Below are 23,717 nucleotides of genomic sequence, written 5' to 3' on the forward strand. Positions count from 1 at the left end.
CGATACTTCCCCGTCCGCCACGGCGGACGTTTTTGTTTGCAGGAATCCCTCTCATGACCCAAGCCTTCTTTGCCCCTTGCCCGCGCGGCCTGGAGAGCGCGCTCGCCGAAGAGCTGCGCGAGATCGCCGCGATGCCGGGCATGGCCGCGCTGGCGCCGTTCGCGGTACACCAGGAAGTGCCGGGCGGCGTCAATTTTTCGGGCGAGATGGCCGCCGCCTATGCGGTCAACCTGCATTCGCGCATTGCCAGCCGGGTGCTGATGCGCGTGGCCGCGCGCGGCTACCGGCACGAGGACGACATTTACACGCTGGCACGCGGGGTGCGCTGGGAGCAGTGGTTCTCGCCCGACGAGTCGCTGCGCGTGGACATTACGTCGCACAAAGCGCCGCTGCGCAGCCTCAATTTCACCGCGCTGCGGGTCAAGGACGGCGTCTGCGACGCCATGCGCGAGCGGCTGGGGGCCCGCCCGAGCGTCGATACCGTGAGCCCGGATGTGCGCATCTACGCCCACCTGACCGAGCGCGACTGCACGCTGTATCTCGACACCACCGGCGAGCCGCTGTTCAAGCGCGGCTGGCGCACCGAGAAGGGCGAGGCGCCGCTGAAGGAAAATCTGGCGGCCGGCATTCTGCGCCTTGCGGGCTGGGTCCCGGGCCAGACCTGCCGGCCCTTCTACGACCCGATGTGCGGCAGCGGCACCTTCCTGGTCGAGGCCGCGCAGGTGGCGCTGGGCATCGCGCCGGGCGGCAGCCGCAGCTTTGCCTTCGAATGGCTCAAGGGCATGGATACCAAGGCCTGGCAGAAGCTGAAGTCGGACGCGCAGCGCGCGCGCATGCTGGCCTCGGCCGATGAGCTGCAGGTGGTGGGTTCCGACATCTCCACCGACATGCTGGCGATCACGCACGCCAACTGGGAACGCGCCGGCCTGCCGGGCGAGGCGCGCACCAAGCAGGTGGACGCGCGCTTCGTGCAGCCGCCCTATGACGAGCCGGGGTTGCTGTTGATGAATCCCCCGTACGGCGAGCGGATCGCGGTGCGCGGGCAGCGCCGCGCCCCCGAGGACGAGCTGCCGCGCGACGAGGTGGAGGAGGCCGCCGCCAACCAGTTCGCCAGCGCCTTTGCCACCACACTGAAACAGTATTTCGCGGGCTGGCAGGCGTGGGTGTTCACCGGCGACCTGGGCTTCCCGCGCCGGCTGCGGCTGAAAGAGTCGCGCCGCACGCCGCTCTACAACGGCAATATCGAGTGCCGGCTGTTCCGTTTCGACATGGTGCGCGGCGCCAACCGGGCGCCGCAGGCGGACTGACCCCGGCTGCGCACGGGCGCTGTGGCGTCAGGAGCGCTTGCGCCCCGTCAGCGCCTCCGGGTTGCGGCTGAAATCCGCCAGGAAGCTCTGCAGGCTGACCACCGGCTCCTGCAGCAGGTGGCGCGGCAGGTCGAACAGCGCGTAGAAGAATTCTTCCCTGCCTTCGCAGCGCTCGGCCGGCAGGCAGTATTGTTCCCAGTCGACGCAGGCCGGCGTGTACATGCCGTTGCCCGGCCAGAAGAACGGCACCAGCCGGCCTTCGCGCAGGCCTTCGATCAGCGCGGCGGGGGCGTCGTAGGCTTCGGCCGACTCCACCTGCGTCATCAGGCCGGCGCGGGTCTCGATCACCATCAGGGTGGCGTGGCCCTGCGCGGTGAGCAGCAGGATGCCGGCGGGATTGGGGTACAGGTAGTACTCGACAAAGCCGTAGCGCGCGGTCAGCTGGCGCACGCGCTCGGTCATGGCCGGATCGGACAGGAACGAGAACGAATGCCGCGTCAGCAGCTCGCGCAGGGTGCGCGACAGCGTGGCGAAGTACGCCTGCTGCATGGCTTCGATTTCCTGGTCGAGCCGCTCCACCATATTGCTGTCGTGCTTTTTCACATAGCGGTCGATCAGCCCGTGGTTGAAGCCCTGCACCGCGATGCTTTCATCGGCGGTGCCAGTCAGCAGGATGGTCTTGCACGGCAGGTCCTGCAGCGCCTGGCAGAATTCCAGGCCGTCCATCTGCGGCATCGAATAGTCGACCACCACCACGCCGGGCTGCAGGAAGCGGTTGACGTCGTGGATCTGGCGGTAGATGCGGTCGATGTCGAGCTGGACCGTGCGGCGCTCGGTCAGGAAGGTCAGGTCGTCGTGGGTGACGCGCACCGGCAGGAAGCCCGGGAAGCGGGTGGCGTAGGCTTCGCGGATCCACTGCAGCGCTTCGCGCGGATCGGTGAAGGTGATCACCCCGCGCGCGGCATCCATCTGGAACGCCAGGCTGTCGATGAAGGACTTGCTGTCATCCACAAGGACAGTCAGGACCGGGTGATGGAAGACCGACAGATTCCTGTCGTGCGGATTGAAGGTCATGGAGCGGCGGGCAGGGGTTGGCACAGGCGTGGCGCAAGTGGCAAGCCAGCGTGCGTATTCGCAGGCCAGTATAGCGCGCCACGGCTGCCTTGCAAGGCACGCCTTGCGGCCGGGGCCGCCTGCGGCGGGGCGGGAAGGGGTGCCGGCCCTTGTTCCAGCAGGGCCGGCGGGCCAGGGCGGTGAACCACGCCGGGACCAGGAAAGCCCGCACCCCGGGGGCGCGGGCCGGCCCGGCTGTGCGGCCTTAGTCGACCGCCTTGAACATGTCCTCGACCACCTTCTTGGCGTCGCCAAACACCATCATGGTCTTGTCCATATAGAACAGTTCGTTGTCCAGCCCGGCGTAGCCGGCGGCCATCGAGCGCTTGTTGACGATGATGGTCTTGGCCTTGTACGCCTCCAGGATCGGCATGCCCGCGATCGGCGACTTGGGATCGGTCTTGGCCGCGGGGTTGACCACGTCGTTGGCACCCAGCACCAGCACCACGTCGGCCTGGCCGAACTCGCTGTTGATGTCTTCCATCTCGAAGACCTGGTCGTACGGCACCTCGGCCTCGGCCAGCAGCACGTTCATGTGGCCCGGCATGCGGCCCGCCACCGGGTGGATCGCGTACTTCACGGTCACGCCCTTCTCGGACAGCTTCTCGGTCAGCTCCTTCAGCGCGTGCTGGGCGCGTGCCACCGCCAGGCCGTAGCCGGGCACGATGATCACGGTCTCGGCGTTGCCCATCAGGAAGGCGGCGTCGTCCGCCGAGCCCGACTTGACGTTGCGCTGCGCTTGCGCGCCGGCACTTGCGCCAGCCGACACATCGCCGCCGAAGCCGCCCAGGATCACGTTGAAGAACGAGCGGTTCATCGCCTTGCACATGATGTACGACAGGATCGCACCGCTGGAGCCCACCAGCGAGCCGGCGATGATCAGCATCGGGTTGTTCAGCGAGAAGCCGATGCCGGCGGCCGCCCAGCCCGAGTACGAGTTCAGCATCGACACCACCACCGGCATGTCGGCGCCGCCGATCGGGATGATGATCAGCACGCCCAGCACGAAGGCGATCGCCAGCATCACCAGGAACGGCAGCCATTCCTGCGTCATGAAGAAGGCGATGCCGAAGCCGACCATGGCCACCGCCAGCGCCAGGTTCAGCATGTGCTGGCCGGCGAACACCACCGGCGCGCCCTGGAACAGGCGGAACTTGTAGCGCCCGGCCAGCTTGCCGAAGGCGATCACCGAGCCCGAGAACGTGATCGCGCCGACGAAGCAGCCGATAAAGAGCTCGATGCGGTTGCCCAGCGGGATCAGGTGCGAGCCGGCCGGGCTGATGCCGAACGCCGCCGGCTCGGCCACCGCCGCCACCGCGATGAACACCGCGGCCAGGCCGATCAGCGAGTGCATCGCCGCGACCAGTTCCGGCATCTTGGTCATCTGCACCTTGCGCGCGACGTAGGCGCCGATGCCGCCGCCGACCACCAGCGCCGCGAAGATCAGCGCCAGTCCCGTGCCCACCGACGACTGGGCCGTGCCCGCCGCGAGGAATTCATTCTTCAGCTTGACGATCAGGACCAGCGTGGTGACTACCGCGATGGCCATGCCGATCATGCCGAAGGCATTGCCCTTGCGCGCCGAGGCCGGGTGCGACAGCCCCTTGAGCGCCTGGATAAAGCAGACCGAGGCCACCAGGTAGAGCAGGGTGACGAGGTTCATGCTGACGAGGCCCGCCATCACGCGCCCTCCTTGGCCAGTGCCGGCTTGGCCTCGGGCGCCTTGGCCTTCGGTTCCTTCTTCTTGAACATCTCCAGCATGCGCTGGGTCACCAGGAAGCCGCCGAACACATTGACCGCGGCCAATGCCACCGCCAGCGTGCCCATGATGCGGCCCGTGGCGCCTTCGGTCAGACCCGCGGCCAGCATCGCGCCGACGATGATGATGGCCGAGATCGCGTTGGTTACCGCCATCAGGGGCGTATGCAGGGCCGGCGTGACCGTCCAGACCACGTGGTAACCCACGTAGATCGCCAGCACGAAGATGATCAGGTTGATCACCGTGTGGTTCACCATCTCCATCGACTTCTCCTCCGTTGCTTTTGAAACCGGGATGCTGCGTGTTGCTGTGATTGTTCTTTGCAGTATTACGGCGGGGCGCGCCGACGGCCCGTGGCTCTTGAAGGGCCGGTGGCGAGCTCCCTCTCCCGCGTGCGGGAGAGGGGAGCAACCCCTCAGGGGGGCGATACTCAGACCTTCTTGATTTCCTTGATCGCGTTCTTCTCGTTCACCAGGATGATCTTGGGCTTGTAGGTGGCGATTTCCTCGTCCGTCATCGGCGCGTAGGTGCAGATGATCAGCTGGTCGCCCAGGTGCGCGCGGCGCGCGGCGGCGCCGTTCAGCGAGATCTCGCCGCTGCCGCGCTCGCCCTTGATGATGTAGGTGGAGAAGCGCTCGCCGTTGTTGACGTTGTACAGCTCGATCTTCTCGAACTCCTTCATGTCGGCAGCGTCCAGCAGGTCCTGGTCGATGCCGCACGAACCCTCGTAGTTGAGGTCCGCCTGCGTCACGGTGACGCGGTGGAGCTTGGCGCGGAGCATGATGCGTTGCATGGGTGATACGTCCTTATATCTGAAGCGAAAGCAGTGGGCGCGCTGCGCCCGTCGGAGTTACGCCGCCTCGCGCACGACCTGGCCGTCCCTGCACATCAGGCAGGCGGCGACGATGTCGTCTTCGAGGTTGAGCGTGAACTGGCCGTCCTTGTCGACGACCAGCTTGAGGAAGTCCAGCACGTTGCGGGCGTAGAGCGCCGAGGCGTCGGCCGCGACCATGCTGGCCAGGTTGGTATGTCCGATCAGGATCACGCCGTTGTGGTTGACCACCTGGTCGGCTACCGTCAGCGGGCAGTTGCCGCCCTGCGCGGCGGCCAGGTCCACCACCACCGAGCCCGGCTTCATCTGCGCGACGGTGGCTTCCTGCAGCAGCACCGGTGCCTTGCGGCCCGGGATCAGCGCGGTGGTGATGACGATGTCGGCCTGGAGCGCGCGCTGGTGCACCAGCTCGGCCTGCCGCTTCATCCAGTCCGGCGGCATCGGGCGCGCGTAGCCGCCCACGCCCTGCGCGATCTCGCGCTCTTCGTCGGTCAGGAACGGCACGTCCACGAACTTGGCGCCGAGCGATTCGATCTGTTCCTTGACCGCGGGACGCACGTCCGAGGCTTCGATCACCGCGCCCAGGCGCTTGGCGGTGGCGATGGCCTGCAGGCCGGCCACACCCGCGCCGAGGATCAGCACGCGCGCGGCCTTGACGGTGCCGGCGGCGGTCATCAGCATCGGCATGAAGCGCTGGTAGTGGTGCGCGGCCACCAGCACGGCCTTGTAGCCGGCGATATTGGCCTGCGACGAGAGCACGTCCATGCTCTGCGCGCGCGTGGTGCGCGGCGCGGCTTCGAGCGCGAAGGCGGTGATGCTGGCGGCCGACATGCGCGCGTTGTTCTCGGCATCGAAGGGATTGAGCATGCCCACCAGCACCGCGCCGGGCTTCATCTGCGCCAGCTCGGCGGCATCGGGCGCGCGCACCTTCAGCACCAGTTGCGCGCCGAGCGCGTCGGCGGCGCTGCCGATGGTGGCGCCGACCGCCTCATACGCGCCGTCGGGCTGGCTGGCGTTCAGGCCGGCACCGGCCTGCACCACCACCTTGTGGCCCTGGGCAACGTATTTCTTGACGGTCTCCGGGGTGGCGGCGACGCGAGTCTCGCCGGCCCGCGTCTCCTGCGGGATGCCGATGTACATCGTCAATTTCTCCTTTAGCTGGCGTCTTGTCTGGTTGGACGGACCGACGTCTGGCCCGTGCGCGCTGCCGGATCGGGTTAAGCCGCAGCGCACAATTTTTCCGCAGCTTACAGGAATCTGACTTGCAATGGTGACCGGGCGGTCGGCTTTTGCGGACCCTGTGCCGGGCCTGGAACGGCGCGCCGGCGCCCGCCGCCGCGCTGCACGATGGGCTCGCAACCGGTAGAATGCGGGATTGCCTAAAAATTGAGCATCATGTCAAGTGACTGGAATGCCAGCGTGACCGTTGCCGCCGTGATCGAGCGCGGCGGCCGGTTCCTGCTGGTGGAAGAGGAAACCGCCGAGGGGCTGCGCCTGAACCAGCCCGCGGGGCACCTGGATCCGGGCGAAAGCCTGATCCGCGCCGTGATCCGCGAAACCCTGGAAGAAACCGCCCACACCTTCGAGCCGCGCGCGCTGCTGGGCTGCTACATGGGGCGTTCGCTGTCGTCGCGCACCGGTGGCGACGTCACCTACGTGCGCTTTGCCTTTACCGGCGACCTCGGCTCGCTCGACGCCGGCCGCCAGCTCGACACCGGCATCGTGCGCACCGTCTGGATGGGGGCCGAGGAGTTGCGCGCGTGTCCGGAGCGGCATCGTTCGCCGCTGGTGATGGCGTGCGTGGACGACTACCTGGCCGGCAAGCGCTTTGCGCTGGACGCGCTGTACACGCACCCGTCGGTGCTGCAAGCGGGGACGCAGTCGTGAGCGGTGCCGCAAAGCGTGTGGTGGTGGGGATGTCCGGCGGAGTCGATTCGTCGGTCACCGCGTGGCTGCTCAAGCAGCAGGGCTACGAGGTCATCGGCCTGTTCATGAAGAACTGGGAAGACGATGACGACAGCGAATATTGCTCCACGCGCCAGGACTGGCTCGATGTGGTCTCGGTGGCCGACCTGATCGGCGTCGACGTGGAGGCGGTCAACTTCGCCGCCGAATACAAGGACCGCGTCTTCGCCGACTTCCTGCGCGAATACTCGGCCGGCCGCACGCCCAACCCGGATGTGCTGTGCAATGCCGAGATCAAGTTCAAGGCGTTCCTGGACCATGCCATGTCGCTGGGCGCGGAAACCATCGCCACCGGCCACTATGCGCGCGTGCGCCAGAACGCGGCCGGCCGCTTCGAGCTGCTCAAGGCGCTGGACCATACCAAGGACCAGAGCTACTTCCTGCACCGGCTGAACCAGGCGCAGCTGTCGCGCACGCTGTTCCCGCTGGGCGAGATCCCGAAGACGCGCGTGCGCGAGATCGCCGCCGAGATCGGCTTGCCGAACGCGAAGAAAAAGGACTCGACCGGCATCTGCTTTATCGGCGAGCGTCCGTTCCGCGACTTCCTGAACCGTTACCTGCCCACCAAGCCGGGGCCGATGAAGACGCCCGAGGGCAAGGTGGTCGGCGAGCATATCGGCCTGGCTTTCTACACGCTGGGGCAGCGCAAGGGCATCGGCCTGGGTGGCAGCCGCGACGGCAACGGCGACGCCTGGTATGTCGCGCGCAAGGACATGGCGAACAATACGCTTTACGTGGTGCAGGGCCACGACCATCCGTGGCTGCTGACGCCGGTGCTGACCGCGTCGGACCTGTCCTGGGTGGCCGGCGAGCCGCCCGCCGCCGGTGCGGCGATGGCGGCCAAGACCCGCTACCGCCAGAGCGATGCCGCCTGCACGGTGCAGGCGGTTGACGCCGGGGCGCTGACGCTGGCGTTTGCCGAGCCGCAATGGGCGGTCACGCCCGGGCAGTCGGCGGTGCTGTATGACGGGGATGTCTGCCTTGGAGGCGGCATTATCCAGTAAGCACCCGGCAAAGCCGTGGCACAGCCGAAAACACCCGCGCCAGGCGGGTGTGTTTCATCCGGGGCTGGGCGTCAGCCGCGCGGCGGCTCGGTATCGATGAACGACTGCCGCTTCGACAGCTTTTCTTCCAGCGTCGCCAGGTTCGGATGGCGTTCGCGCCAGGCGATGTCCGGGAAGCGGAAGTCCAGGTAGGACAGCGCGCAGCCCACCGCCACGTCGGCCAGCGAGTAATGCGTGCCGGTGCAGAACGGGCGGTCGGCCAGGCCGTGGGCCATGGCCACCAGTGCCGCGTCGATCTTGCCGCGCTGGCGCTGCACCCAGCGCTCGCTGCGCTCGTGCGGCTCGCGCTGGGTGGCCTCCAGGCGCACCAGCAGCGCGGCGTCGAGCAGGCCGTCGGCCAGCGCTTCCCAGCAGCGCACTTCCAGGCGCTCGCGCCCGCCCTGCGGGATCAGCCGGCTGACCGGCGTGAGCGTGTCGACATACTCGACGATCACGCGCGAATCGAAGATCGCGCCGCCGTCTTCCATCACCAGGCACGGCACCTTGCCCAGCGGGTTGTACTGGCCGATCCGGGTTTCAGGCGACCAGACGTCCTCTTCGATCAGCTGGCACTCGATCTTCTTCTCCGCCATGACCACGCGCACCTTGCGCGCGTACGGGCTGGTCCGGGATGCATACAGCTTCATGTTCTCCCCTTGAGCTTGTTATGAAGTGCATCGTCGCTCGGTGGCAGCGCGGCGGCGGGGGAGGCAGCGATGGCTTGCCCGATGCACTTCATAACAGGCTACTGGAACGGCGTGCGCGAGTATACCCGCGCCGCATGGCGAATGCGGGCTCGCGCACCGATGCCCCACGGCCGCGCTGTGCCGCCGCCCGGAGCCGGGGCAGGGGTGGTAAAATCGCGCGTTGCGCAGCGCCGGCCGCCCGCCGATGCGGCGTGACGGGCGCATTGCCCCGTCCGTGCCCGCCAGCGCTGCCCGCGCCAGCCCCCGCGGCGTCCCTTGTTCGCCTTCTTCTATTCCTCCCTTTCCCGGTTTCCAGCATGACCTCCTCCTCGCTTTCGCCGCTCACCGCCCTGTCCCCGATCGATGGCCGTTACGCCGCCAAGGCCGATGCGCTGCGCGAATGGCTGTCCGAGGCGGCCTTCATGCGCAACCGCGTCAAGGTCGAGGTGCACTGGCTGATCGCGCTGGCGCAGGCCGGCCTGCCCGACATGCCGAAGTTTTCGGCCGCGTCCGAGGCCGCACTGCTGGCGCTGGTCGACAAGTTCAGCGAGGCCGACGCCGCCCGCATCAAGGAAATCGAGGCGGTCACCAACCATGACGTGAAGGCGGTCGAGTACTGGCTCAAGGAGCAGGTCAAGGGCAACGCCGAACTGGAAGCCGCCAGCGAGTTCATCCACTTCGCCTGCACCTCGGAAGACATCAACAACACCTCGCACGGCATGATGCTCAAGGGCGCGCGCGAGGCCGTGGTGGTGCCGGCGCTCAAGCGCGTGCACGCGCGCCTGGTCGAGCTGGCCAGGCTCAATGCCAGCCAGCCGATGCTGTCGCGCACCCATGGCCAGCCGGCCAGCCCTACCACCCTGGGCAAGGAAATGGCCAACGTCGCGGCGCGCCTGGCGCGCGCGATCCAGCGCATCGAGCAGGTCGAGCTGCTGGGCAAGATGAACGGCGCCGTGGGCAACTACAACGCCCACCTGTCGGCCTACCCCGCGTTCGACTGGGAAGCGTTCTCGAAGCAGGTCATCGAGACCCGCCTGGGCCTGACCTTCAACCCGTACACCATCCAGATCGAGCCGCACGACTACATGGCCGAGCTGTTCGACGCGATCGCCCGCGCCAACACCATCCTGCTCGACCTGAACCGCGACGTGTGGGGCTATATCTCGCTGGGCTACTTCAAGCAGAAGACCAAGGCCGGCGAAATCGGCTCGTCGACCATGCCGCACAAGGTCAACCCGATCGATTTCGAGAACTCGGAAGGCAACCTGGGCCTGGCCAACGCGGTGCTGCGCCACCTGTCCGAGAAGCTGCCGGTGTCGCGCTGGCAGCGCGACCTGACCGACTCGACCGTGCTGCGCAATATCGGCGTGGCCTTCGGCTACAGCCTGCTGGCCTACGAGGCCTGCCTGCGCGGCCTGGGCAAGCTCGAGACCAATCCGGAGCGCCTCGATGAAGACCTCGACAACTGCTGGGAAGTGCTGGCCGAGCCGGTGCAGACCGTGATGCGCCGTTTCGGCGTGCCCAACCCGTACGAGCAGCTCAAGGAGCTGACCCGCGGCAAGGGTATCTCGCGCGAAGCGCTGCAGACCTTCATCAACGGCCTGGCGATCCCCGACGACGCCAAGAAGCTGCTGCTGGAGATGACGCCCGCCAGCTATATCGGCAAGGCCGTGACGCTCGCCGAGCGCATCTGAAGCCACTTTTCCAGCTGCCAGGCAGGCGGCGGAAACGGAAAGCCATCCCGCGGGATGGCTTTTTTTGCTTTTGAGCGTGCTCTACCTGGCCTTCGGTGCGCGGTTGTGACGCCTGCGCCAGAATGTCGCTTCAAAGCATTTGAATAACTTAATGAAGGACTGTCCTGCACCGGCGCACATCCGCCCGCAATAATGCGAGAATCGTCAGCGCACGGGCGGGTGGATCCGGCCGTAGCCTTCCCCAAAATTGTGAAACGCCCCTGCCGCGGGCGAGAGGAATTCGATGCGTTCTACCGCCACTGCCCCCGCCGGCTACGGTGCCACCGCGATTGCCCTGCACTGGCTGGTGGCGCTGGCCATATTCGCCGCGTTCGCGCTGGGCCTGTACATGACCGGCATTCCGGGGCTGACGCCGACCAAGCTCAAGCTGTACTCCTGGCACAAGTGGCTGGGCGTGACGATCTTCGCCATCGCCGTGCTGCGCGTGCTGTGGCGCGCCACCCACGCCGCGCCGCCGGTCGCGTCCGGCACCCCGGCGTGGCAGGCCAGGGCGGCGGCCGGGGCCCACCATCTGCTGTACCTGCTGATCGTGATCGTACCGATCAGCGGCTACCTGTACAGCTCGGCCGCGGGCGTGCCGGTGGTCTACCTGGGCCTGTGGAAGATGCCGGCGCTGATCGAAAAAAGCGATGCGCTGAAGGAAGTGCTGAAGTTCACCCATGTCTGGCTGAACTACCTGATGGCCGCGGTGGTCGTTGTCCATGCGGCGGCGGCAGTGAAACACCAGTTTGTCGACCGCGACGGCACGCTGGGCCGGATGCTGCCGTTCCTGCGCTGACCCGGCGCGCCAACCATTTTCGTTCCGCGGCGCGCCTGCGCCGTCCCTGACAGGAGTTTTCCCAGATGAAACGTCATTCCCGCCGCGGCTCGGCCACTCTCCGCGCCACCCTGGCCGCCGTGCTGGCCGCCACCGGCATCGCCGCCAACCTGGCCTGGGCCCAGGTCGACGCCGCCAGGAGCTCGGTCACCGCGGTGGCGCGCCAGATCGGCGTGCCGATGGAGGGCAAGTTCAGGAAGTTCGACGCCAACGTCAGCTTCGACCCCGCCAAGCTGGCGACATCGACGGCCAAGATCGAGATCGACGTGGCCAGCTTCGAGATCGGCGATGCCGAGACCACCAAGGAAGTGAAGGGCAAGGACTGGTTCGACGCCGCCAAGTACCCCAAGGCGGTGTTCCAGTCGACCAGCATCAAGAACGGCACGCCGGGCAAGTACGACGTCGCCGGCAAGCTGACCATCAAGGGCAAGACCGTGGACGTGGTGGTGCCAGCCACCTACCGCCAGGAGGGCGGCGCGCAGGTGTTCGAGGGCGCGCTGCCGATCAAGCGCACCGCGTTCAATATCGGCGACGGCGAATGGAAGGACACCTCCGTGGTCGCCGACGATGTCCAGATCAAATTCCGTATCGTGCTGGCCAAGAAGTAAGGCCGGCATACCTCTGACGTACCCAGGACTTACCTGAACCGCTCCATCCCAACCCTGATTTGTCGGGAGACACCATGAAACTGCGTTCCCTCGTTGCCGCCGTCGCGGCCGTTTCCGCAACCGCCGCCTTCGGCGTGGCTTCGGCCAACACCGTGACGTACAACCTCGATCCGACCCATACCTACCCCAGCTTCGAGGCCGACCACCTGGGCGGCCTGTCGACCTGGCGCGGCAAGTTCGACAAGTCCAGCGGCGTGGTGACGCTGGACCGGGCCGCCAAGGCGGGCTCGGTCGAGGTCAACATCGACCCGGCTTCGATCGATTTCGGCAATGCCAAGCTGAACCAGCATGCCAAGGGCCCGGACATGTTCGACGTGCAGGCCTTCCCCGAGGCCACCTACAAGGGCAAGTTCTCCAAGTTCAAGGGCGACGTGCCGACCGAGGTCGATGGCGTGCTGACGCTGCGCGGCGTGTCCAAGCCGGTCAAGCTGGAAATCCGCGAATTCAAGTGCATCCAGCACCCGATGCTCAAGCGCGAAGCCTGCGGCGCCGACGCCGTGGGCCACTTCAACCGGACCGATTTCGGCCTGGACTATGGCGTCAAGATGGGCTTCAAGCCCGAAGTCAAGCTCGCCATCCAGGTGGAAGGCGTGCGCGCCGACTGAGCGCGCGGTCCGCTGCGGCGGGCAAACTGCTGTCAAGGCCGGCCCATGCCGGCCTTTTTTGTTGTATTGCACCATGCGGGGGGGCCGCCACGGCACTTTGTTGTGCGAGTTGCGACGGGCACAGTACAATGGCCCGCGGCAATCCACCTTGATCCGGGGTATTGCGACTCCTGCCACGGCGGGGGGCAGCCATGCCCGCAACTGGCCAGAGCGCATCACTATGAGCATTCGCTGCATGTCCCGATACCGGTAGCCTTCCCGCGACCCCCTCGCCCCTCATGCTGTACCCGGCCGTTCTGCCCTGGCTGTATGGCCCGCAGCGTTTCCCGGTTTTCCCTGGCGCTATACCGTGTACTCCAAAACGCAAATCGATCCGGTAGTTAGTTTCCGCAACTCGCAGGGCGAGCAGGTGCGGGGCACGATCATCAATCTCCAGAGAAAGTCTCTGGTGATGGAAATCTACAACCCGTATTCGATCGTGCAGGTCAGCGAGGTGCTGAGCGAGCTCAGCGTCCGCATGGGCGCCAAGAATGCCTATCTCGGCAAGGCCGTGGTGATGAGCCTGGTCAACACCGGCCTGACCGCGGTGGTGTCGCTGACGCTGATCGACGAGTGGCGCGAGCTGTCCGATCTCAACAACGAGCCCAAGTCGGTCGCGCGCGAAGCCGAGCTGTTCGTGCAGGATTGGGACACGCGCTTCAACATCCGGCGCGACTACCAGATCGTGGTCAACGAGATGCGCGCCTTCCTGTCCGAAGTGTCGCGCTGGGTCGAACAGGTCGACCTGACCGAGTCGCTGCCCAAGACCGAAGGCAAGCTGCGCCAGGACGTCTTCTACGAGCTGGCCACGCCGATCATGGCCAAGACCAAGACCTACCTGGACTGGCTCGAGGGCGAGGCCCAGCGCGTGGACGCCGAAATTGCCCCGGTGCACCGCACCTACGCGCAGTCGGCGCTGCATCCGTTGCTGCTGCGCGCGCCGTTCGTCTATCGCACCTTCACCAAGCCGCTCGGCTATGCCGGCGACTACGAAATGGTGAACCAGATCCTGGGCGATCCGCAGCAAGGCCCGACCACCTACTTCCAGATCGTCAATACCGCCTTCCTGAAGGCGGCGGTGGCGACCGCGCACCGCAACCGCATCGACCTGCTGATCGATTTCCTCACGCGCCAGGCCGAACGCGCGCGCGCCGCCGGCCGGCCGTTCCGTGTGCTCAATGTCGGTTGCGGCCCGGCCTTCGAAATCCAGCGCTTCGTGCGCGAATACCCGAACCCGGAGCTGTTGTCGTTCCAGCTGGTCGATTTCAGCGAAGAGACGCTGGAATACACGCGCAAGTCGATCGAGCACTCGGCCAACAGCGCCGGCCACAAGTTTGCCGTCGAGATGGTGCACCAGTCGGTGCACGAACTGCTCAAGCGTCGCATCTCCCCGGACGATGCCGCCGCACGCGAGTTCGACGCGGTCTACTGCGCCGGCCTGTTCGACTACCTGTCGGACAAGGTCTGCGCCCGGCTGCTGTCGTACTTCGCCTCGCGCTCGCGCTCCGGCGGCCAGATCCTGGTGACCAACGTCCACGCCGACAATCCGGAGAAATTCGGCATGGAGCACCTGCTCGAGTGGTACCTGATCTACCGCGACGATGCCGGCATGGCGCAACTGCTGCCCGAGCACTCGCATTCGCACCGCGTCTACGTCGACAGCACCGGGGTCAACGTGTTCGCGGAAGCCACCATTGACTGAGGCTGTCCTAGCGGGCCACGCCATGAGCACCAACCAACTCTACGCCGGCTACCAGTCCGAACTGGTCGACTTTCGCCTGGCCTTCAGCCGCGGCGGCGCCTATACCGCGATCGTGCTGGTCCTGCTGGGCGTGGGCCTCGACTACGGACAGTATCCGCAGCAGCAGTTTGCCTTTGCGGTGGCACGCGTGCTGGTGTCGCTGCTGATCGCCGCGGTCGTGGTGGTCCTGTACAGCGCCGCCGGACGCCGCTTCGCGCCCTGGTTGACGCTGACCTGGCTGCTGCTGCCGCAGATCATGATTGCCTGGATGATCTCGCAGACCGAAGGCGTGCATTCGCCTTATTACGTGGGACTGAACCTGGCCATTTTTGCTTCCGGCATCGCGCTGCCGTTCGGCCTGTGGCAGAACGTGGTGTTCGGCCTGCTTTCATACCTGCTGTATGTGTTCGCCTGCCTGCTTCACCCCGGCGGCATCGAGCCGCTCGGCACCTTTATCGTCAATTCGCTGTTCCTGCTGTTTGCCGCCGCGGCCAGCGCCGTCTACACCTATTTCAACGAGCGTGCGCGCTTCATGCTGTTCCGCCTCAAGGCCGAGGTGGCCGAGAAGAACGCCGAACTCGAGGTCATCAACCGCAAGCTGGTCGACATCAAGGGCCAGATGCTGCAGCAGGAAAAAATGGCCGCGATCGGTACGTTGGCCGCTGGTCTGCTGCACGAGGTCAACAATCCGGTGAACTTCTGCCTGATGGCGATCGAGGTGGCGATGGAAGAGCCCCAGGCCAAGGAGAGCGAGTCGCTGACCGAATGCCTGGTGGATGCCAAGCAGGGGATGCAGCGCATCCAGCATATCGTTTCCGACCTGAAGACCTTCGCCTACCGCAAGCCGGGCGCGGAGGTGGAAGGCACGCCGTTCATGTTCGAAAAGGCGCTGGATTCGTCGATCCGCCTGACCGCGCATGAGCTGCGCGGCGTCAAGGTAACGCGCGAGTTGCCCGCCGACACGCTGGTGCTGGGCGACGAGGCCGCCATCATCGGCGTGCTGATCAACCTGTTTTCCAACGCGGCGCTGGCCATGCGCAAGGCCGGCACCACCGCGCCCGCGATCCATACCACGGTGCGCTGGTCCGAAGGCCGCTTGCACGTGACCGTGCGCGACAACGGCCCCGGCATCGCACCGGAACACCTGGCGCGGGTGTTCGAACCCTTCTTCACCACGCGTGAAGTGGGACAGGGCCTGGGCCTGGGACTGTCGATCAGCTATGCCGTGATCGAGCGCCACGGCGGCCAGCTGTTTGCCGAAAGCGAACTGGGCCAGTGGGCCGCGTTCAGCTTCGACCTGCCTCGCGCGGAGTAAGTCGCATGAGCGAAGCCCAGCAAGCGCGGCCAAACGTCGTCCTCTATGTCGATGACGAGGACATGGCGCGCAAGTACTTTGCGCGTGCGGTCGGCAGCGAGTACGAGGTCCTGCTTGCCGCCGGCGCCGACGAGGCGATGGCGACGCTGCGCGCCGAGGGCGGGCGCATCGCGATCCTGGTCACCGATTTCCGCATGCCCGGCCGCGATGGCGGCGACCTGCTGCGCGAGGTTGCGCAGGCCTATCCGCAGATCGTGCGCATCCTGGTGACGGCCTACGCCGACAAGGACATGCTGTTGCGGACCGTCAACAGCGGCGAAGTCTTCCGCATCCTGGAAAAGCCGCTGAGTGTCAGCGACGTGCGCCAGGTCCTGAACCTGGCCGGCGAGCGCCACCTGGAGCGCGCGTTGCGCCAGCACCGCCTGATGGCGATCGACGAAACCCTGGCCTTCCTGGCGCATGAACTGAACACGCCGCTGGCCGCCATTGCCAACTTCGCGCGCGGCATCGAAAGCCGCGTCCAGGCCGACTACAGCGAGCAGCGGCAAGGCGAGATCGGGCAGGCCGCGGGCGCCATGTACGACAACGCCCAGTATTGCCTGGCGGTGCTGTCGTCTTTCCTGGAGTCGGTGCGCAACAGCGCGGGAGTCAGCAAGACGCCGGCGGCCGACGCCGGCACCGAGGTCAGCGCGGGTGCGCTGGTGGCGTCGCTGCTGGATACGTATCCGTTCACCGGCGGGCAGCGCCAGTGGGTCGACGTCGACATGCAGGGCGATTTCCCGGTGCATACGCTGCCCAACTGCGTCGCGCTGGTGCTGTCTTCGGTCATGAGCAACGCGCTGCGCGCGCTGGCGGGCGTGGACCAGCCGTCCCTGCGCTTCGTGGTGACAGCCCAGCCCAACCAGGAAATCCGCATCTGCGACAACGGCCCGGGCATCCCGCCAGAGGTGATGGGGCGCCTGCTGGTCGATCCGGTCACGACCCACGCCAGCGCCGGCGGCAGTGGCCTCGGGATGATTTTCTGCAACCGCGTCATGCAGTCCTTCGGCGGAGGTGTCCGGATCGCCTCCGCGCCCGGAGCCGGGACCACAGTGACGCTGGACTTTCCAAATATCAAGAATCGAATGATTAGGAGTGACCGATGAGCGAACCGATTGCCACCCAGGCACCACCCCCGGCGATTCTGTTCGTCGATGACGAGGCCACCGCCGTCAAATATTTCCAGCGCGCGATCGGTGCGCTGGCGCCGGTGGTGACTGGCGGCTCGGTGGAGGAGGGCAAGACGCTGCTGGACGCTCACGCCGACAGCCTGGCCGTGCTGGTCTCGGACCAGCGCATGCCGGGCGAGTACGGCAACGAATTGCTGCGCTATGCACGCGAACGCTACCCGCATATCGTGCGCATCCTGACCACCGCGTATTCGGAACTCGACCAGACCGTCGAGGCGGTGAACCAGGGGCAGATCCACCGCTATATCAAGAAGCCGTGGGACATCACCGCGCTGCGCATGGAGCTCAAGCAGGCGCTGGAAATGTCCGGCCTGCGCAAGGAGCGCGACCAGCTGGTGCGCGAGAAGCTGGCGGTGCTGCAGACCCAGACCGTGGCGACCCGCATCGGCATGCTGCACGCGCTGTGCGCGAGCCTGATCGGCCCCGGCCATTTCCAGCCGGTGGATACCTACCTCGCCGCGGTCGACCTGGTCGGGGCCCGTAACGCTGATCCGGACTGGCAGCGCATGGACTATGCCGACCTGGTGCGCGCCGAAGCCGAGCGCAGCGGCAGTTTCGGCCATGCCGTCGGCACCCGCCTGGCCGGGCTGCGCAGCGCCAATGCAGGCAAGGGCGCCGCCGATGCCGCCGCCGTGATTGCCGACGCGCTTGGCAGCGAGGTGGTGCGCCGCGACGGCGATACGGTGGTGTGGACCCAGCCGGCCGCGCTGGCCGAGTTCCTGTCCCAGCCCGTGGGCACCGCGGTGTCGGCGCAGCACGCCGCCTGGCTGGCCAGCCTGCTGTGGCTGGAAGAGGCCGGCGGCGCGCTGAAGTTCGTGCGCGACGGCGACACCATCGTCTGCCGCGCCGCCCCGCGCAGCGAGAGCTTCGCCTCCGACCGCCTGGCCGCATGGATCGAGCGCTTCTCGATGCCGGCCTGACGGTCTCCTGAGCGGCCATGAAAAACGGCGCCCCGCGGGGCGCCGTTCTGTTTTCCGGCAGGGCAGGGCTCAGGCCTGCGCGCCGTAGTTGGGGTCGTTGCGGTCGGTCGACTCGCCCTTTTTCTCGCCCTTGACCAGGTCTTCGCGCTTCACGCCCAGCCACATCGCCAGCGCCGCGGCGACGAACACCGACGAGTAGATGCCGAACAGGATGCCCACCGTCAGCGCCAGCGCGAAGTAGTGCAGCGTCGGGCCGCCGAAGAAGAACATCGACAGCACCATCATTTCGGTCGAGCCGTGGGTGATGATGGTGCGCGACATGGTGCTGGTGATGGCGTGGTCGATGACCTCGTGGGTGGTCATCTTGCGGTACTTGCGGAAAGCCTCGCGGATCCGGTCGAAGATCACCACCGACTCGTTCACCGAATAGCCCAGCACGGCCAGGATCGCCGCCAGCACCGACAGCGAGAACTCCCACTGGAAGAAGGCGAAGAAGCCCAGGATGATGACGATGTCGTGCAGGTTGGCGATGATGCCCGCCACCGCGAACTTCCACTCGAAGCGGAACGACAGGTAGATCACGATACCTGCCACCACGCACAGCAGCGCCAGCAGGCCGTCGGTGGCCAGCTCCTTGCCCACCTGCGGACCGACGAACTCCACGCGCTGCAGCTTGACGTCAGGCGCCGCCGCGGTCAGCGCGCCCATCACCTGCTCGCTCTGCTGGGCGGACGTTACGGGCTTGCCGTCGGCGCCCTTCTGCAGCGGCAGGCGGATCATCACGTCGCGCGAGGTGCCGAAGTTCTGCACCTGCACGTCGGTGTAGCCCAGCTTGCCCACCTGGCCGCGGATCTTTTCCAGGTCGGCCGCCTGCTGGTAGCTGACCTCCATCACCGTGCCGCCGGTGAATTCGATCGAGAGGTGCAGGCCCTTTTGCCAGAGGAAGAACACGGCCGCGGCAAACGTCAGGAAGGAGATCACGTTGAAGATCAACGCGTGCTTCATGAACGGAATGTCGCGCCGGATGCGGAAGAATTCCATGTTGAATCCTGTTCTGTACTACGTGTTGTGCCGCGGGCCGCTTACTTGGCGATCGGCGTGTCGGTGGTATTGCCCGGCTTCCAGATCTGGCCGATGGCCACGCTCTGCAGCTTCTTCTTGCGGCCGTACCAGAGGTTGACCAGGCCGCGGTTGAAGAACACCGCCGAGAACATCGAGGTCAGGATGCCCAGGCAGTGCACCACGGCAAAGCCTCGCACCGGGCCCGAACCGAACGCCAGCAGCGCCAGGCCGGCGATCAGCGTGGTCACGTTGGAGTCCAGGATGGTGGCCCAGGCGCGGTCGAAACCGACCGCGATCGCCATCTGCGGCGACGCGCCGGCGCGCAGTTCCTCGCGGATGCGCTCGTTGATCAGCACGTTGGCGTCGATGGCCATGCCCAGCACCAGCGCGATGGCGGCGATGCCCGGCAGCGTCAGCGTGGCCTGCAGCATCGACAGCACCGCAATCAGCAGCAGCAGGTTCACGCCCAGCGCGATCACCGAGAACACGCCGAACAGCATGTAGTACAGGATCATGAACACGCCGATGGCGGCAAAGCCATAGGCGACCGAGTCAAAGCCCTTCTCGATGTTGTCGGCACCCAGCGACGGGCCGATGGTGCGCTCTTCGATGATCTCCATCGGCGCGGCCAGCGAGCCGGCGCGCAGCAGCAGGGCCAGGTCGTTGGCGGCTTCGGTGGAGTAGGAGCCGGTGATCTGGAAGCTCGAGCCCAGTTCGGACTGGATCGTCGCCACCGTCAGCACTTCGCCCTTGCCCTTTTCGAACAGCACGATCGCCATCGGCTTCTTCAGGTTCTCGCGCGAGACGTCGCGCAGCACGCGGCCGCCCTGGGCGTCGAGCTTGATGTTGACCGAAGGCTGCTGGTTCTGGTCGAAGCCGGCCGAGGCGCTTTCGATGCGGTCGCCGGTGAAGATCACCTGCTTCTTCAGCACCACCGGGGCGCCGTTGCCTTGCGTGAACAGTTCGCTGCCGAACGGGACCGGGTCGCCCGGGCGCGGGCTGCGCGGTGCGTCGTTGTCGACCAGGCGCGCTTCCAGCGTGGCGGTGCGGCCGATGATGTCCTTGGCCTTGGCGGTGTCCTGCACGCCCGGCAGCTGCACCACGATGCGGTCGGCGCCTTGCTGCTGGATCACCGGCTCGGCCACGCCGAGTTCGTTGACGCGGTTGTGCAGCGTGGTGATGTTCTGCTTGACCGCGGCATCCTGCACGGCGCGGCGGGCGACTTCGGTGAAGGTGCCGACAATGTTGTTGCCGTCCATGGCGAAGGCCACTTCGCGCAGGTTGTCGGCCAGCAGCGCGCGGGCGCGGCCGGCGTCGTCGGCGTTGTTGAAGCGCACCGTCAGGCGCTCGCCGTCGCGGTCGATGCCGCCGTGGCGGATGTTCTTGTCGCGCAGCAGGGTGCGCGCGTCGCCGGCAAGGCTGTCGAGCTTCTTGTCGACCGCGCCCTTCATGTCGACCTGCAACAGGAAGTGCACGCCGCCGCGCAGGTCCAGGCCCAGGTACATCGGCAGCGCGTGCAGCGAGGTCAGCCAGCGCGGCGAGCCCGACAGCAGGTTCAGCGCGACCACGTAGGCGGGGTCGGACGCGTCCGGGTTGAGCGCGCGCGACAGCACGTCCTTGGCCTTGAGCTGCTCGTCGGTGGTGCGGAAGCGCGCCTTGACCGAGCCCGACTGGCCGGAAATATCGAAGAAGACGCCGTCGGGCTGCAGCTGGTTCTGCGCCAGGATCTCTTCAACCTGCTTCTGCATCGACAGGTCGACCTTGACCGTGGCCTTGCCCGAGGACACCTGCACGGCAGGCGCCTCGCCGAAGAAGTTCGGCAAGGTGTAGATGATGCCGATGGCCAGGGCCACCAGGATCACGAGGTATTTCCAAAGCGGATAACGATTCATCTCGGGCCAGTCATTCAGCGGTTGGCGGGGCCGGCGCAGGCGTGGCGGGCCACGTCGGCGGGGCCGAACCGGTTTGGCAAACAGCCGCCTGGCAGCCGCGGATGGAAGCCGCGGGGGCTTCGTCGGGCTGGATCAGGCGGCTGCCGGGGCATGCGCGAACGGGCATGCCGGAAAAGACAAAGGCGGGAGTCGCGCGCGCGCTCCGGGGATCAGAGCGCCTTCAGCGAGCCCTTGGGCAGCACCGTGGTCACGGCATTCTTCTGCACCGTGATCTCGGTGCCTTCGGCGATTTCCAGGCTGACATACTGGTCGGTGACCTTGGTCACGCGGCCCAGGATGCCGCCGGCGGTGACGACTTCGTCGTTCTTGGCCAGCGCTTCGAGCATTGCCTTGGCTTCCTTCTGGCGCTTCATCTGCGGGCGGATCATGATGAACCACAGCACACCAAACATCAGGATGATGGGCAGGAAGCTCATCAGGCCGCCAGCCGCGCCGCCGGCACCGGCGGTCTGGGCAAATGCGTTAGAAATCAGCACGTTGATTCTCCGTCACAAAAGTCAGTCAATTAATCGAACATTCTACCATTCGCACCCAGCCCGCCCTTGGCATTCTAGGGCGGAATACGGGTTTGTTCGGGGTGCGTTGGGGGCAACTTGCGCGGCGTGCGCCGCGCCTTGACCGGCTATTCGACCGCCGGCGGCGCGAAAGTTCGCGCCGCCCGGGGTGGTCACTGCGTGCCGCGGGCGCGGTCGGCGGCGAACTGGCGGCGGAAATCGGTGAAGCGGTGCTGCTCGATCGCCTCGCGCACCTCGCGCATCAGCTGCAGGTAGTAGTGCAGGTTGTGGATGGTGTTCAGGCGCGCGCCCAGGATCTCGCCGACGCGGTGCAGGTGGTGCAGGTAGGCGCGCGAGAAATTGCGGCAGGTGTAGCAAGCGCAGCTCTCGTCGAGCGGGCGCGGGTCGTTGCGGTGCGCGGCGTTCTTGATCTTGACGTCGCCGTAGCGGGTGAAGAGCCAGCCGTTGCGCGCATTGCGGGTCGGCATCACGCAGTCGAACATGTCGACCCCGGCGGCGACGCCGGCGACCAGGTCCTCGGGCGTGCCCACGCCCATCAGGTAGTGCGGCTTGTTGGCCGGCAGGCGCGGCGCCACGTGTTCCAGCACGCGCATCATGTCTTCCTTGGGCTCGCCCACCGACAGCCCGCCGATGGCAAAGCCGTGGAAGTCCAGCTCGGACAGCCCGGCCAGCGACTCGTCGCGCAGGTCTTCGTACATGCCGCCCTGGACGATGCCGAACAGCGCGTTCGGGTTGGCCAGCCGCTCGAACTCGTCGCGCGAGCGCTTGGCCCAGCGCAGGCTCATGCGCATCGACTTGGCGGCTTCCTCGTGCGTGGCCGGGCGGCCGTCGATCTCGTACGGCGTGCATTCGTCGAACTGCATGACGATGTCCGAATTCAGCGTGCGCTGGATCTGCATCGAGATCTCGGGCGACAGGAACAGCTTGTCGCCGTTGACCGGCGAGGCAAAGGTGACGCCATCTTCGGTGATCTTGCGCAGATCGCCCAGCGAAAACACCTGGAAACCGCCCGAGTCGGTCAGGATCGGCTTGTCCCAGCCGATAAAGCGGTGCAGCCCTTCATGGGCATTGACCACGTCCAGCCCCGGGCGCAGCCACAGGTGGAAGGTATTGCCCAGGATGATCTGGGCGCCGATCTCGTTCAGTTCCAGCGGCGACATCGCCTTGACCGAGCCATAGGTACCCACCGGCATGAAGATCGGCGTTTCGACCACGCCGTGGTTGAGCGTGACGCGGCCGCGGCGGGCGTTGCCGTCGGTGGTGATGAGTTCGAAGTTGAGCATGTCGAATAGTCTGAAATCAGGCCTTGGCGGCGGCGTCCGGCTGCCGGGTCAGGAGCATGGCGTCTCCGTAGCTGAAGAAGCGGTAGCGCTGCTCGACCGCGTGGCGGTAGGCGGCGCGGATGGCTTGCACCCCGGCCAGCGCCGACACCAGCATCAGCAGCGTCGACTTGGGCAGGTGGAAATTGGTGATCAGCGAGTCGACCAGGCGGAAGCGGTAGCCGGGCGTGATGAAGATATCGGTGTCGCCGCTGCCGGCGGCGAGCGTGCCGTCGGGCTGCGCGGCCGATTCCAGCGCGCGCAGCGAGGTGGTGCCGACCGCGATCACGCGGCCGCCGCGTGCGCGGGTGTCGCGCACCGCCTGCGCCAGGTCTTCGGAAATCGCGTACCACTCCGAATGCATCTTGTGCTCGGCGAGGTTCTCGGTGCGCACCGGCTGGAAGGTGCCGGCGCCCACATGCAGCGTCAGGAAGGCGCGGCGCACGCCCGCGGCATCGAGCCGGGCGAACAGCGCGTCGTCGAAATGCAGGCCCGCGGTAGGCGCGGCGACCGCGCCGGGGCTGCGCGCGTAGACGGTCTGGTAGCGGGTCTCGTCGTAGGCGTCGGGGTCGTGGGTGATATACGGCGGCAGCGGCAGGCGGCCGTAGCGCTCGATCAGGTCCAGCGCCGGCTCGGGGAAACGCAGCGTGAAGAACTGGTCCACGCGCGGGCCCACGGTCACGGCGAAGGCGCCGTCGGCCAGGTGCAGGGCGCTGCCTTCGGCCGGCGTCTTGGACGCGCGCACCTGGGCCAGCACGGTATGGGCATCGACCACGCGCTCCACCAGTACCTCGACCTTGCCGCCGCTGGGCTTGTGGCCGAAGAAGCGGGCCTTGATCACGCGGGTGTCGTTGAACACCAGCAGGTCGTCCGGACGCAGGTAATCGACGATGTCGCTGAAGGCGCGGTCGACCATGCGCACCGCATCGGCGGTGTCGCCGGGGGCGAGCCGCTCCACCACCAGCAGGCGGCTGGCGCTGCGGTCGGGCAGCGCGCTCTGGGCAATCAGTTCGGGCGGCAGCGGAAAGTCGAAATCGGAAAGCGTCAACATCGTGGGAAGGGCGGGCTGCGCGGTC

General features: G+C 66.6%; 22 protein-coding genes. 11 read left to right on the forward strand and 11 right to left on the reverse strand.

What is annotated here, in order from left to right; genetic code table 11:
* The first annotated feature begins 53 nt into the window (after nucleotides 1-53).
* Nucleotides 54-1,307 carry a THUMP domain-containing class I SAM-dependent RNA methyltransferase gene (locus tag GA0116996_RS00795; RefSeq protein ID WP_092306420.1) on the forward strand — a complete coding sequence of 418 codons (1,254 nt, stop codon included), beginning with the start codon at nucleotides 54-56 and terminating at the stop codon, nucleotides 1,305-1,307.
* 27 nt (nucleotides 1,308-1,334) lie between these two features.
* Here the strand turns inward: GA0116996_RS00795 and GA0116996_RS00800 are convergent, their stop codons facing one another.
* From GA0116996_RS00800 to GA0116996_RS00820, 5 genes are all read right to left on the reverse strand, one after another.
* Nucleotides 1,335-2,381 carry a response regulator gene (locus GA0116996_RS00800; protein ID WP_092306422.1) on the reverse strand — a complete coding sequence of 349 codons (1,047 nt, stop codon included), beginning with the start codon at nucleotides 2,379-2,381 and terminating at the stop codon, nucleotides 1,335-1,337.
* Between the two features lie 244 nt (nucleotides 2,382-2,625).
* A complete protein-coding gene (locus GA0116996_RS00805) occupies nucleotides 2,626-4,101 on the reverse strand; it encodes an NAD(P)(+) transhydrogenase (Re/Si-specific) subunit beta (RefSeq protein ID WP_092306423.1) in 1,476 nt (491 codons plus the stop codon).
* On the reverse strand, nucleotides 4,101-4,442 hold the full coding sequence (locus GA0116996_RS00810; protein WP_092306425.1) for an NAD(P) transhydrogenase subunit alpha part 2: 342 nt from the start codon (nucleotides 4,440-4,442) through the stop codon (nucleotides 4,101-4,103). The genes GA0116996_RS00805 and GA0116996_RS00810 overlap by 1 nt, the downstream gene beginning before the upstream one ends.
* Nucleotides 4,443-4,609: 167 nt before the next feature.
* Entirely contained in the window at nucleotides 4,610-4,972 is a 363-nt protein-coding gene (panD, locus tag GA0116996_RS00815; protein ID WP_018007908.1) for an aspartate 1-decarboxylase, read from the reverse strand.
* Nucleotides 4,973-5,029: 57 nt separating this feature from the next.
* Nucleotides 5,030-6,151, reverse strand: a complete 1,122-nt coding sequence (locus GA0116996_RS00820) for a Re/Si-specific NAD(P)(+) transhydrogenase subunit alpha (RefSeq protein ID WP_092306427.1) — start codon at nucleotides 6,149-6,151, stop codon at nucleotides 5,030-5,032.
* A gap of 255 nt (nucleotides 6,152-6,406) precedes the next feature.
* Between GA0116996_RS00820 and GA0116996_RS00825 the strand changes: the two genes are divergently transcribed.
* Both GA0116996_RS00825 and mnmA read left to right on the forward strand, forming a co-directional pair.
* Nucleotides 6,407-6,898: an NUDIX hydrolase gene (locus tag GA0116996_RS00825; RefSeq protein WP_092306429.1), complete on the forward strand. Its 492-nt coding sequence runs from the start codon at nucleotides 6,407-6,409 to the stop codon at nucleotides 6,896-6,898.
* Nucleotides 6,895-7,980, forward strand: a complete 1,086-nt coding sequence (gene mnmA / locus GA0116996_RS00830) for a tRNA 2-thiouridine(34) synthase MnmA (RefSeq protein ID WP_092306431.1) — start codon at nucleotides 6,895-6,897, stop codon at nucleotides 7,978-7,980. The genes GA0116996_RS00825 and mnmA overlap by 4 nt, the downstream gene beginning before the upstream one ends.
* 71 nt (nucleotides 7,981-8,051) lie before the next feature.
* Here mnmA and GA0116996_RS00835 read toward each other — a convergent pair whose 3' ends face one another.
* Nucleotides 8,052-8,666, reverse strand: coding sequence for a glutathione S-transferase C-terminal domain-containing protein (locus GA0116996_RS00835; RefSeq protein WP_092306433.1), 615 nt, complete (start codon nucleotides 8,664-8,666; stop codon nucleotides 8,052-8,054).
* A gap of 356 nt (nucleotides 8,667-9,022) precedes the next feature.
* Between GA0116996_RS00835 and purB the strand changes: the two genes are divergently transcribed.
* From purB to GA0116996_RS00875, 8 genes are all read left to right on the forward strand, one after another.
* The gene (purB, locus tag GA0116996_RS00840) at nucleotides 9,023-10,399 is read left to right on the forward strand and encodes an adenylosuccinate lyase (RefSeq protein WP_092306435.1); all 1,377 of its coding nucleotides are present in this window, start codon (nucleotides 9,023-9,025) and stop codon (nucleotides 10,397-10,399) included.
* A 283-nt stretch (nucleotides 10,400-10,682) separates the two neighbouring features.
* Nucleotides 10,683-11,237, forward strand: a complete 555-nt coding sequence (locus GA0116996_RS00845; RefSeq protein WP_092306437.1) for a cytochrome b — start codon at nucleotides 10,683-10,685, stop codon at nucleotides 11,235-11,237.
* Nucleotides 11,238-11,302: 65 nt separating this feature from the next.
* On the forward strand, nucleotides 11,303-11,884 hold the full coding sequence (locus GA0116996_RS00850; protein ID WP_092306439.1) for a YceI family protein: 582 nt from the start codon (nucleotides 11,303-11,305) through the stop codon (nucleotides 11,882-11,884).
* 74 nt (nucleotides 11,885-11,958) lie between these two features.
* Nucleotides 11,959-12,549, forward strand: coding sequence for a YceI family protein (locus tag GA0116996_RS00855; protein WP_092306441.1), 591 nt, complete (start codon nucleotides 11,959-11,961; stop codon nucleotides 12,547-12,549).
* Between the two features lie 349 nt (nucleotides 12,550-12,898).
* Nucleotides 12,899-14,290 carry a class I SAM-dependent methyltransferase gene (locus tag GA0116996_RS00860; protein WP_092306443.1) on the forward strand — a complete coding sequence of 464 codons (1,392 nt, stop codon included), beginning with the start codon at nucleotides 12,899-12,901 and terminating at the stop codon, nucleotides 14,288-14,290.
* Between the two features lie 22 nt (nucleotides 14,291-14,312).
* Nucleotides 14,313-15,644 carry a sensor histidine kinase gene (locus GA0116996_RS00865; RefSeq protein ID WP_092306445.1) on the forward strand — a complete coding sequence of 444 codons (1,332 nt, stop codon included), beginning with the start codon at nucleotides 14,313-14,315 and terminating at the stop codon, nucleotides 15,642-15,644.
* Nucleotides 15,645-15,649: 5 nt separating this feature from the next.
* A complete protein-coding gene (locus GA0116996_RS00870) occupies nucleotides 15,650-16,789 on the forward strand; it encodes a hybrid sensor histidine kinase/response regulator (RefSeq protein ID WP_092306447.1) in 1,140 nt (379 codons plus the stop codon).
* Nucleotides 16,786-17,793: a response regulator gene (locus GA0116996_RS00875; protein ID WP_092306449.1), complete on the forward strand. Its 1,008-nt coding sequence runs from the start codon at nucleotides 16,786-16,788 to the stop codon at nucleotides 17,791-17,793. The genes GA0116996_RS00870 and GA0116996_RS00875 overlap by 4 nt, the downstream gene beginning before the upstream one ends.
* A gap of 69 nt (nucleotides 17,794-17,862) precedes the next feature.
* Here GA0116996_RS00875 and secF read toward each other — a convergent pair whose 3' ends face one another.
* The 5 genes from secF to queA all read right to left on the reverse strand — a co-directional run bounded on the left by secF (nucleotide 17,863) and on the right by queA (nucleotide 23,692).
* Nucleotides 17,863-18,834 carry a protein translocase subunit SecF gene (secF, locus tag GA0116996_RS00880; RefSeq protein WP_092306451.1) on the reverse strand — a complete coding sequence of 324 codons (972 nt, stop codon included), beginning with the start codon at nucleotides 18,832-18,834 and terminating at the stop codon, nucleotides 17,863-17,865.
* Between the two features lie 41 nt (nucleotides 18,835-18,875).
* Entirely contained in the window at nucleotides 18,876-20,747 is a 1,872-nt protein-coding gene (gene secD / locus GA0116996_RS00885) for a protein translocase subunit SecD (RefSeq protein WP_092306453.1), read from the reverse strand.
* Between the two features lie 209 nt (nucleotides 20,748-20,956).
* A complete protein-coding gene (yajC, locus tag GA0116996_RS00890; protein ID WP_012353816.1) occupies nucleotides 20,957-21,283 on the reverse strand; it encodes a preprotein translocase subunit YajC in 327 nt (108 codons plus the stop codon).
* A gap of 191 nt (nucleotides 21,284-21,474) precedes the next feature.
* Nucleotides 21,475-22,605: a tRNA guanosine(34) transglycosylase Tgt gene (tgt, locus tag GA0116996_RS00895; RefSeq protein WP_092306455.1), complete on the reverse strand. Its 1,131-nt coding sequence runs from the start codon at nucleotides 22,603-22,605 to the stop codon at nucleotides 21,475-21,477.
* 16 nt (nucleotides 22,606-22,621) lie between these two features.
* Nucleotides 22,622-23,692 carry a tRNA preQ1(34) S-adenosylmethionine ribosyltransferase-isomerase QueA gene (gene queA / locus GA0116996_RS00900; RefSeq protein ID WP_092306457.1) on the reverse strand — a complete coding sequence of 357 codons (1,071 nt, stop codon included), beginning with the start codon at nucleotides 23,690-23,692 and terminating at the stop codon, nucleotides 22,622-22,624.
* Between the last annotated feature and the right edge of the window lie 25 nt (nucleotides 23,693-23,717).

Origin of the sequence: Cupriavidus alkaliphilus (genome assembly GCF_900094595.1) — a bacterium.
Classification (GTDB): Bacteria; Pseudomonadota; Gammaproteobacteria; order Burkholderiales; family Burkholderiaceae; genus Cupriavidus; species Cupriavidus alkaliphilus.